Source organism: Gloeomargarita sp. SKYB120 (assembly GCA_025062155.1).
Taxonomy (GTDB): domain Bacteria; phylum Cyanobacteriota; class Cyanobacteriia; order Gloeomargaritales; family Gloeomargaritaceae; genus Gloeomargarita.
Map to the genome: position 1 here is coordinate 49966 of JANXAM010000013.1, position 10398 is coordinate 60363.

A 10398-nucleotide genomic window follows, 5' to 3' on the forward strand; every position below is an offset into this window, starting at 1 on the left:
AATAGGAACCGTACCCTCATCCCCGATTATGGAACAGGACAATTTGTTGCGGCAATTGCTGCTGCTGGGCATCGGCGCCACATCGCTGGTGGTGGACAAGGTGCGGGAAGTGAGCGACGAATGGGTGCAAACCGGGCGGCTGCGTCCCGACCAGGCTACGGCCTTGCTCAATGAGCTAGTAGGGCGGCTGACCCAGGGCGCCGACTGGGAAACGCGCCTGCGTCGCCAGATGCAGGACGTGCTCCGGGAATTGGGCCTGGCCAGCCAGCGTGAAGTGGACGAGCTGCGAGGACGGATTGACCGCCTGGAACGGCAAGTTCGGGATTTGGAAAACCGGCTGTGGCACTAGCTGGCGGCGGCCAACGGCGATGCCTGAGGCAACAAGGTTTGCACCACCTCGACTACCCGCTCCGCCACCGGTGGTTTCGCCAGGAAGTCACTCGCGCCGCAGAGTTTGGCCCGTACCCGGTCGATCACCGTTCCTTGCCCCGTCAGGATGACGATGGGTGTCCGTTGAAAGGCCGCCGACTTGCGCAGGAAGGCGCAGACTTCGTAGCCGTTCGTCTCCGGCATCACCAGGTCCAGGAAAATCAACACCGGCTGTCGCTGCAGGAGTTGCGACAGGGAGCGCAGGGGGTCCGTCACCCCCCAGACCTGGTAGCCCAAGGGTTCTAGGATTGGCCGCAGGGCTTGGGCCACCAGCGGGCTGTCGTCAATACAGGCAATCACTGGACGAGGTGGGCGCGGCGTCACCACCTGGACCACCGGTGCGGGTAAATCGGGGACGTCCTTCAGGATCACCACCGCATCGTGAATCAACGAGCGCAAGGAAGCCGCTACCTGCTCTACAGGCCGTCCCACCCGCTGGGCGATGTCCCAAAACGTGGATTGCCCGTCCAACACCTGCGTCAACTGCTGGTAGGCCGCCGGCGACACCAAATTCTTGAGCTGCCCCCGCCGGTCAATTACAGGCGCTTGCTCCCACCGAATGCCCCCCGCCGCCAGCCAGCGGCGAAACAGGGGTTGCACCTCCTCCCACCAGTAATCCACGTGCACCAGCATCCAGCGTTGCGGGAGCGTTTGCTGCGCCAGCCACTGCAACTGCATCTCTCCCGCCCGCCAGGTCGTCAGACACTCCAACAACGTCGCCTGGGACCATGCCTGTACGTAGGCCTGCGCCTGTTCCTTGGTCATGGCGCCGTGGGTCACTGCTTGGGCCACCAGGTGGTAATCCCAAGGGATGCCAGTCTCCACTCGCTGGGGCGCCGGCGTGTAGTTGGGGCAATACTGGGGCCATAAGCGCCGCCACCGTCGCACTGGATGCACACCCCCCGTCGCATAGACCAACCGGCCCAAGAACAGATAAAACCGCCAGACCACTTGCCCGAGCGTCACCGCCCAGCACCCTGTGCCCTGCTCCTGTTTCGTTCCGAAAAGCGCCCTGCGCAACTGCTCCTGTTCCATCGCCCTACAGCTCCCTACGCAAGATAGACTCAATCGTGTGCAAATCTTACGATTTAGCGAGTGATTTTAATTTAGCTAAAGAATATTTCCGCTCCTACCGCAAGCTCACCGAACCTCCGTAAAATCCGGTTCCGCACACTCCCGCAATTCCGGTGACTGTATCGAGCAATTTTCTATGAAACCTTGGCCCCAGAAAGTTTTCCATTCGGCCTAGTACGCTTCTGGTGTACTAACAAAAATAGTACAATTTTTGTTTGGTATTCGGCTTAAAATTTTGTGAACAAATTCGTAATCCGACACAAATCCGTAATCTCACAAGGTGATGGTTAGCACCGACGGCGATTGCAGAATCTGCTAGGGTGGTGGAAGCGATGCGCTGACTATGCTAGAGGGGATGATGGATGGAGCCGGAAGAGCTGTTGCGCCACTACCGACAGGGCAGACGGGACTTCGGGCGGCTTAACCTGAGTGAAGCGGTGTTGATTCACATGGACCTCAGCGGGATTAACCTGCAGGGGTGTGATCTCACGTGGAGCAATGTCAGTGGCGCTTGTCTGCGGGGCGCGAATCTGAGTCTTTGCAACTGTACCAAAATCAAGCTCATCCAGGCGGATTTACAAGAGGCCAACTTGAGCGGGGCCAACCTCAGCGGCGCAGACTTGAGCTGGGCCAATCTCAGCGGGGCGAATTTGAGCGGCGCTGACCTGAGCGAAGCCACGCTGAATGCGCCGGTTTTGGACGGGTGTAATCTCAGCCGAGTGAACCTGCGGGGTGCGAATCTGCGGGGTATTAACTTGCAGGGGGCCGATTTCAGCGGCGCTGACCTGAGCGGGTGCAATTTGAAAGACGCCCACCTGGCCCAAGCCACTATGACGCGGGTGTTGCTCAGCGAAGCCAATCTCAGCGGGGCCAACTTCACCGAGGCCAATCTCACCCGGGCTTGCATGACACGGGTGATCCTAATACGAGCTGATTTGCGGGGGATCATTCTCAACGCCAGTAACAACGTCCGCCGGGAGACCATCAGCGGTGCAATTTTGAACAACGCGATTTTTGTGGGAGCTTGTTTACAGGGAGCGGATTTATCAGGGGCCAACTTGAGTCAAGCCAACTTCAGCGGCGCCTGCTTGGAGGGGGCCAACTTGAGTGGGGCGAATCTCTCCCAGGCCAACTTGAGCGGAGCGGACTTGAGTGGAGCCGATTTGACCAAGGCCAATTTGGGCCGAGCAACGCTCGCGGGGGTGGATTTGAGCGGCGCCAAGATGCCCGACGGTTCGATCCGCACCTAGTCCCCTAGGTGGTAAGCTAGGAGGGACACCTTATTGCTGTGGACTATGGACCTGCTGCTGTTGTTGGCCAAACTCCCGGAAGCCTACGCCATTTTTGACCCCCTTGTGGATGTCTTGCCTGTCATCCCAGTCTTGTTTCTGTTACTGGCGTTTGTGTGGCAGGCCGCCGTCGGGTTTCGCTAACGCCGGGGTTGCGGGCCAAGTCCCACCTGGGGAGCGTAAATCGCCTGGTTGCCTAACTCATTTTCGATCTCCAGAAGCCGGTTGTACTTGGCGACCCGTTCACTGCGACACAGGGAACCCGTCTTGATCTGACCGGCATTGGTGGCCACGGCTAGGTCGGCGATGGTGGTATCTTCCGTTTCCCCGGAGCGATGACTCACCACGCAGCGGTAACTGTGGCGCATTGCAAGCTGCATAGTGCGCAGGGTTTCTGTCACCGTACCGATCTGGTTGAGCTTGATGAGAATGGCGTTGGCCACTCCTAGGTCAATGCCTTTTTGCAGGCGCATGGGATTGGTCACAAATAGGTCATCGCCCACCAGTTGCACGCGGTTCCCCAGTTGCTGGGTATGCCGGCGCCAGTGGTCCCAGTCGTCCTCAGCCAAACCATCTTCGATGGAAACAATCGGGTAGTTCTGCACCAGCTCCGCCAGATAGTCCATTAACTCTTGGGGGCTGCGAGTTTGCCCATCGTAAGTGTACTGACCATTTTGGTAGAACTCGCTCGCCGCCACATCTAAGGCCAGGGCAATTTGCTCACCTGGTTTGTAACCCGCCCGTTCAATCGCCTGTACCAGCAGCTCCAGCGCCTCCCGATTGGAACCCAAGTTGGGCGCAAAGCCGCCCTCATCTCCTACACCGGTGCTCAGCTTTTTCTCCTTCAACACCTTTTTCAACGTGGCAAATACTTCGGCTCCCCAGCGCAGGGCTTCCCGGAAATTGGGCGCGCCCACTGGCACAATCATGAATTCCTGAATATCCAGGTTGTTATCGGCGTGGGCACCGCCGTTGAGCACATTCATCAGCGGCACTGGCAAGACACTACTCAGCGGTCCCCCCAGATAACGGTACAGGGGCAGCCCCAGGGCATTGGCCGCCGCCTTTGCTACTGCTATGGAAACCCCCAGGATGGCATTGGCCCCCAGATGACTCTTGTTGGGCGTTCCGTCCAGGTCAATTAGCGTCTGGTCAATCCCTTGTTGGTCCGTCGCGTCCAAATCCAGCAATTCCGGCTCGATCACTTCCATCACGTTGGCAACCGCCTTGAGCACCCCAGCCCCACCGTAGCGTTGCGGGTCCCCGTCGCGCAGTTCGTGCGCTTCAAACGTCCCAGTTGAGGCTCCACTTGGCACCATGGCCACTCCCACGTCCCCATCGGCCAAATTCACCTGCACCGCCAGCGTCGGACGCCCCCGCGAATCGAGCACCTCCCAGGCGCGGATACTGTCAATCGTGGTCGCAGCGAGTACAGCCATTGGCAACTCCTTCAAGCTCCATTTGCATCCTAGGGGTATTCCCAAACCTTTTGCTGGAACTTTACCAAATCTCAAGCATCACTGGGTTAAGATTGAGATTGGCGGGATGTAGCGCAGCTTGGTAGCGCATCTGCTTTGGGAGCAGAGGGTCGCAGGTTCAAATCCTGTCATCCCGATTGAGTTCCTAAGTGACCATGAGCACTGTCCTAGAAACAAAACTGACGCCCGAAGAATATCTCGCCCAAGAAGTGGCGTCCGAACTCCGGCACGAGTATCGTCAAGGAGATTTAATCCCAATGGCGGGCGGCACAACAACCCATAACGAACTCATTCGGTCCTTAACTGTCATCTTGAGTCTGGCGCTCAAGGGTCAACCCTTTCAGGTTTTCATCACAGACCAGCGGTTATGGATTCCCCAAACCCAATCCTTTTATTATCCTGATGTGATGATTACTCCCAAACCCGTACCCCTTTTGGAGGGCCGTAGAGATACGGTTATGGAGCCGTTGCTGATTGCAGAAGTGTTATCCGAGTCAACTGAGGAACGCGACCGGGGCGCTAAATTCCTTGATTATCGGCAGATTCCCACCCTTCAGGAATACCTGCTGATTGACCAGAACAAACCCTATGTCGAGCAATACACCAAAAAAGCCGAACATCAGTGGTTGTTGACCATCTACACTGATTTAGCCCAAGCGATTCCCCTGGACTCGGTGAACATCCTGCTGAATCTCAGTGAACTTTATGAGAATGTCGTGTTTGGCGGCCTATGACCCAGAATTTGTACGAAACTGATTTCTACGCCTGGACGCAGCAGCAAGCGACTTATCTCCGCGAGCGAAAGTTTGATTTGCTCGATGTAGAAAACCTGAGTGAGGAGATAGAATCCTTAGGCAAACAACAACGACAGGAACTGCGCAGTCGCTTGAAAATCTTACTTGGTCACCTACTGGAATGGTATTACCAACCTGAGCGGCGCTCGAAAAGCTGGCTATACACTATCCGCGAACAGCGGCGGGAAATTCGTCGTCACCTGCAGGAGAATCCCAGCCTAAAGCCCTACCTAGCCGAGGCCATCCAGCTCAGTTACGAAAACGCGCTCGATTTGATTGGTCAGGAAACACCCCTTGACCCTGAAACCTTGCCCCAATCCTGTCCCTTTTCTCAAGAGCAAATCTTGGAAGAAGTTTTACAGCTATAGAACCGCTTGTGGTTGTAGCAGCAAGGCTTGGACAACAACCTCGATCAGCTCTCCCCAGGGGCAAGACAAGACAATCTTAAAAATACCTAGAGATTTTGCAGGCCCGCGGAAACGGCTGTGCTACAACCGGTATTGCCGGGACAGGTACGGGGTGACAAGCGATGGGACGGATACCGACTTCTATCTGGACGCTGACGGTCGGGGTTCTGGTCACGGTCATTGCTGTATGGGTAGGGAATCATGTCTCCCTGTTTCCAGAACAGGCTTCGCTGCAAGCGCCCCTGGTGGATGACTTTTTCAAGCTGATGTTGATGATTGCAACGGCGCTCTTTCTGCTGGTAGCGGGTACAGTTATCTTCTTTGCCATTCAATTTCGGCAACGGCCTGGCGATGAGGGGGATGGGGTACCCCTAGAGGGAGATTTTGCCCTGGAAGCCTACTGGACAATGATTCCAGCGGTCATTGTGATAGTCCTAGGTGTGTATAGTGTGCAGGTCTTTGCGGAAATGGGGGGATTTGCTGTGGGCGGCGCGGGCGGGAATCACCTGCTGGTGGGGCATCACCACCATCATCCGGCAGGTACGAGCCAGTTGGTTAGCCATGAGATGGCAAATCCAGCATCCGAATCTAAGGCCAAGTATGGATTTGGAGGCAGCGGCGAACCGGATGTGACCGTGACTGTAACGGGGATGCAATACGCGTGGATTTTCAATTACCCAGAGGGTATTACATCAGGGGAACTTCACATCCCCGTGAATAAAAACATTCAACTGAATATCAAATCAGCGGATGTGATTCACTCGTTTTGGGTGCCCCAATTCCGCTTGAAACAGGATGCCATTCCCGGTCAAAACACAGAACTTCGGTTTACGGCAACCAAGGTAGGAGAATATCCAGTAATTTGTGCGGAGTTATGCGGGGGGTATCATGGGGCCATGCGTACACGGGTTTATGTTCACACGCAGGAGGACTATGAAAAATGGTTAGCGGAGAATCTCATTGCTCAACGTCCTGATATGTCTCAAATGGTTGCCGTTAAAACTAGTCAGTAATTGTCTTGTTTCTTGTGAGGTGTTAGCGATGGCTCAAGTACAAATCCCTGCTACCGGTGATTTACCTGTCGTTGCCACGCAGCATCCCAAAGCGTGGAAATGGTATCACTACTTCACGTTTAACACTGACCACAAGGTCATCGGGATTCAGTATCTGGTTTTCTCCTTCATTTTTTACTTGATCGCGGGATTGATGGCGGTGGTCATGCGCACGGAACTCTACACGCCGGATCCCGACGTGATTGACCCAAATCTCTACAACGCGCTACTGACCAATCACGGCACCATCATGATTTTTGGTTGGGTTGTGCCGGCGGCAATTGGGGGATTCGGGAATTACTTGGTGCCGTTGATGATTGGGGCGCGGGATATGGCGTTCCCCCGGTTGAATGCGCTGGCGTTTTGGATGTTGCCCCCGGCGGGTCTATTACTCCTGGGCAGTTTTCTGTTTGGCGGCGCCCAGGCGGGTTGGACGTCCTATCCACCGTTAAGCCTCATCACAGCGCCCACCGCTCAATCCATGTGGTGTTTGAGTATTATCCTGGCGGGGACGTCTTCGATCCTGGGGGCGGTCAATTTCATCGTGACAATCGTGAAAATGCGCGTGCCGAGTATGCCCTGGGATAAGATGCCGCTGTTTTGCTGGGCAATGATGGCGACATCCATTTTGTCGTTGCTATCGACACCGGTGCTGGCCATCGGTTTAATCCTGTTGCTGTTCGATATTAACTTTGGCACGTCGTTTTACAAACCCGATGCGGGTGGGAATGTGATTATTTACCAGCACTTATTCTGGTTTTATTCGCACCCAGCCGTTTATTTGATGATACTGCCCATCTTTGGGATTATGTCGGAGGTGATCCCTGTCCACGCCCGCAAACCCATCTTTGGTTACAAGGCGATTCTCGGCTCCAGTATGGTGATTTGTTTTGTGGGCTTGTTTGTGTGGGTCCACCACATGTTCACCAGCGGAACGCCACCTTGGATGCGCATGTTTTTTACCATCTCTACGCTGATTGTGGCAGTGCCGACGGGGGTGAAAATTTTTAGCTGGACGGCTACGCTGTGGGGCGGTAAGATTCGTTACACCAGTGCGATGTTGTTTGCGATGGGCCTGTTAATTATGTTTGTGATTGGCGGGCTGAGTGGTGTGACATTAGGAACAGCGCCGGTGGATGTGCATGTCCATGACACGTACTATGTTGTGGCCCATTTCCATTACGTGTTGTTTGGGGGGTCGGTGTTTGGTTTGTACGCCGGGATTTATCACTGGTTCCCCAAAATGACGGGCCGGATGCTGAATGAAACGTTGGGGAAAATCCACTTTCTACTGACCATCATTGGGGCAAATATCACGTTCTTGCCGATGCACGTTTTGGGGACGCAAGGGATGCCCCGGCGTGTGGCCATGTACGACCCCCAATTTGCCACGCTCAATCAAATCTGTACGATTGGGGCGTATATCCTAGCGTTTTCGGTGGTGCCGTTTTTGATTAACGTCATTTGGAGTTGGCGGTGGGGGCCAAAGGCGGGCGGTAATCCCTGGCGAGCGTTGACGTTGGAGTGGACGACGGACTCTCCCCCGCTGATTGAAAACTGGGAGCGGTTGCCGGTGGTGACCCATGGCCCCTATGACTACGGCATGCACCACGCAGAAGCAACATCGGTTCAGGGTTAGGAGGAAACAGGCAATGACCACGGCACCGACGACTCCAGAATTGGCCGTAGCGCACGAACATCAGGATTTGCGGGTGTTTGGCCTGCTGACATTCCTGGTGTCGGAATTGTTGATGTTTGGGGCGCTCTTTGCCGTGTTTCTCATCTTTCGGTCGGAATTTCCGGCCTGGCCCCCAGAGGATACGGAAGTGGAGTTGCTGGTACCGGCAATCAACACCGTCATCCTGGTTTCGAGCAGTTTTGTGATCCACTACGGGGATGTGGCGATCAAAAAGGGGGATGTAGCGGGTCTGCGCAAGTGGTACTGGCTAACGGCATTGATGGGGGCTATTTTCCTAGCAGGTCAGGTGTACGAATACCTCACGCTGGGGTATGGGTTGACCACGAATGTGTTTGCCAATTGTTTCTACGTGATGACGGGGTTTCACGGTTTACATGTGCTGGTGGGGATTCTGTTAATCCTGGGGGTGATCTGGCGGTCGTATATTCCTAACCATTACACGGCGGAAAAACACGTCGGTCCGGCGCTGGCGGAAATTTACTGGCACTTTGTAGATGGAATTTGGGTGATTTTGTTTGTGCTGATTTACGTTTTGGCGTTTGTGGGCTGAAGTCGCTCCCCGGTCGCAAGTGCTAGGATAGCCTTGGTCGCTCACGTACAGGCCCATGGCTGGAAGTCGCATTGTGATTGTCGGGGGTGGGTTTGGCGGGCTGTACACGGCGCTAAACCTTTGCCAGTTTCCGTGGACCGATAGCACGCGCCCGGAGATTGTGCTGCTGAGCGACGAGCGGCATTTTTTGTTCTCGCCCTTGCTGTATGAGGTGGTGACGGGGGAAATGCAGAGTTGGGAGGTGGCACCCCCGTACGAGGAATTACTGGAAGGTACGCCGGTGCAGTTCCAGCAAGCAAACGTACAAACGGTGGATTTGGTGCAACGGCGGGTAGAGGCCAACGGCAAAAGCATCACAGGCGATTACTTGGTGTTGGCGGTTGGGGCCAAAACGCAAAAGCCGCCTATTCCAGGATTACGAGAGTATGCGCTGGAATTTCGCACGCTGACGGATGCGGAACGGCTGCGGGAACGGTTGCGGCTCCTGCTGGCGCGGGAAGGGGTCATCCGCGTGGTGGTGGTGGGGGCAGGGCCAAGCGGCGTTGAGTTGGCGTGCAAATTAGCAGACCAGTTGGGACCGCGAGGCCGGGTGCGGATTGTGGAACGGGGGCAAGAAATTCTGAAAACGTTTTCTCCCTTTGCGCGGGAGGCGGCACAGGCGGCTTTAGAACGGCGCGGGGTGTGGCTGAACCTGGCGACCACAGTGACGGAAATTACAGCCGATAGCATTACGTTGCACTACAAAGACCAGTTGGACGTGTTGCCGGTGGATTTGGTGGTCTGGACGGCTGGGATTACGACGCCGGGGTGGATTGCCGATTTGCCGACGCTGCATGACGACCAGGGCCGGTTGGTGGTGCGTCCGACGTTGCAGTTGCCGGATTACCCGCAGTTACTGGCGTTGGGAGATATTGCCGCGTGTGTGGATGAGCAAGGACACGCCGTACCCCGAACCGCTCAGGCGGCGTTCCAACAGGCGGATTATGCGGCGTGGAACTTGTGGGCGTTGGCTACGGGACGTTCGCTCTTGCCCTTCCAGTATTTCCATCTCGGCGAAATGCTGACGCTGGGGAAGGAAGATGCGGCGCTGTCGGGCTTGGGGTTACAGTTGCGGGGGCCGGTGGCCTATATTGCACGGCGGCTAGTGTACTTGTGGCGGTTGCCAACGCTCAAGCACCGCTTGCAGGTAGGGTGGCATTGGCTGGTTGCGCCCTGGTTGGATTGGGTCACGTCGGTGATGTCAGCGCGTCCGTAATGCCCGCTTAACCACCACCCCCCCATAGGGCCGGTAGCAACACGCGCCAGGCAAATTGGGGAAGGGCCAACATCCGTCGCCAGCGCCAGGGTTCCTGATACAGCCGAAACGCCCACTCCAGGTACAACCGTCGCACCCAGCGAGGCGCCCGTTTTTTCACACCAGCCCAGATGTCAAAACTGCCACCCACACCGACCCAAACCGCTTGGGGACAACAACGCCGGTGCTGGTAAATCCACAATTCCTGGCGCGGCACACCCAAAGCAACTAAAATCAAGCGCGGTTGTTTTTGAGTTATTTCGTCAACAAGCGCGTTCTCTTCAGCCGGGGTGAAATAACCGTGATGGTAACCAGCAATCACCAAGTTGGGA

General features: G+C 55.8%; 11 protein-coding genes, 1 tRNA gene and 1 pseudogene. 10 read left to right on the forward strand and 3 right to left on the reverse strand.

The features are described 5' to 3' along the window. Nucleotides 1–28 precede the first annotated feature (28 nt). Nucleotides 29–349 (forward strand): phasin family protein, encoded by a 321-nt coding sequence (locus tag NZ705_06505; GenBank protein ID MCS7292611.1) that lies wholly within the window; start codon nucleotides 29–31, stop codon nucleotides 347–349. Here the strand turns inward: NZ705_06505 and NZ705_06510 are convergent. Further along, nucleotides 346–1464, reverse strand: a complete 1119-nt coding sequence (locus NZ705_06510) for a response regulator (protein MCS7292612.1) — start codon at nucleotides 1462–1464, stop codon at nucleotides 346–348. The two genes, NZ705_06505 and NZ705_06510, sit on opposite strands and share 4 nt — an antisense overlap. 401 nt (nucleotides 1465–1865) lie before the next feature. Between NZ705_06510 and NZ705_06515 the strand changes: the two genes are divergently transcribed. Beyond that, complete coding sequence (locus NZ705_06515; protein ID MCS7292613.1) at nucleotides 1866–2753, forward strand: pentapeptide repeat-containing protein; 888 nt, start codon at nucleotides 1866–1868, stop codon at nucleotides 2751–2753. Nucleotides 2754–2798: 45 nt separating this feature from the next. Beyond that, nucleotides 2799–2936, forward strand: a complete 138-nt coding sequence (locus NZ705_06520) for a photosystem II reaction center protein K (protein MCS7292614.1) — start codon at nucleotides 2799–2801, stop codon at nucleotides 2934–2936. On the opposite strand, the gene eno is transcribed toward NZ705_06520, so the two are convergent. Continuing rightward, nucleotides 2933–4231: a phosphopyruvate hydratase gene (eno, locus tag NZ705_06525; protein MCS7292615.1), complete on the reverse strand. Its 1299-nt coding sequence runs from the start codon at nucleotides 4229–4231 to the stop codon at nucleotides 2933–2935. The genes NZ705_06520 and eno overlap by 4 nt on opposite strands. Before the next feature lie 102 nt (nucleotides 4232–4333). On the opposite strand from eno, the gene NZ705_06530 reads away from it, so the two are divergent. The 7 genes and pseudogenes from NZ705_06530 (at nucleotide 4334) to NZ705_06560 (ending at nucleotide 10027) form a co-directional block, all read left to right on the forward strand. After that, nucleotides 4334–4407 (forward strand) — tRNA-Pro (locus NZ705_06530). Between the two features lie 18 nt (nucleotides 4408–4425). Then, nucleotides 4426–5004: a Uma2 family endonuclease gene (locus NZ705_06535; GenBank protein MCS7292616.1), complete on the forward strand. Its 579-nt coding sequence runs from the start codon at nucleotides 4426–4428 to the stop codon at nucleotides 5002–5004. Beyond that, nucleotides 5001–5432 (forward strand): DUF29 domain-containing protein, encoded by a 432-nt coding sequence (locus NZ705_06540; protein MCS7292617.1) that lies wholly within the window; start codon nucleotides 5001–5003, stop codon nucleotides 5430–5432. The genes NZ705_06535 and NZ705_06540 overlap by 4 nt, the downstream gene beginning before the upstream one ends. A gap of 161 nt (nucleotides 5433–5593) precedes the next feature. Further along, nucleotides 5594–6484 (forward strand): cytochrome c oxidase subunit II, encoded by an 891-nt coding sequence (locus NZ705_06545; GenBank protein ID MCS7292618.1) that lies wholly within the window; start codon nucleotides 5594–5596, stop codon nucleotides 6482–6484. A 28-nt stretch (nucleotides 6485–6512) separates the two neighbouring features. After that, complete coding sequence (gene ctaD / locus NZ705_06550) at nucleotides 6513–8162, forward strand: cytochrome c oxidase subunit I (protein ID MCS7292619.1); 1650 nt, start codon at nucleotides 6513–6515, stop codon at nucleotides 8160–8162. Nucleotides 8163–8214: 52 nt separating this feature from the next. Beyond that, nucleotides 8215–8772, forward strand: a pseudogene (locus NZ705_06555) (heme-copper oxidase subunit III). 55 nt (nucleotides 8773–8827) lie between these two features. Next, on the forward strand, nucleotides 8828–10027 hold the full coding sequence (locus NZ705_06560) for an NAD(P)/FAD-dependent oxidoreductase (GenBank protein ID MCS7292620.1): 1200 nt from the start codon (nucleotides 8828–8830) through the stop codon (nucleotides 10025–10027). 7 nt (nucleotides 10028–10034) lie between these two features. Here the strand turns inward: NZ705_06560 and NZ705_06565 are convergent. Next, nucleotides 10035–10398: WecB/TagA/CpsF family glycosyltransferase (locus NZ705_06565; GenBank protein MCS7292621.1), on the reverse strand; the 364-nt coding region annotated here is incomplete at its 5' end.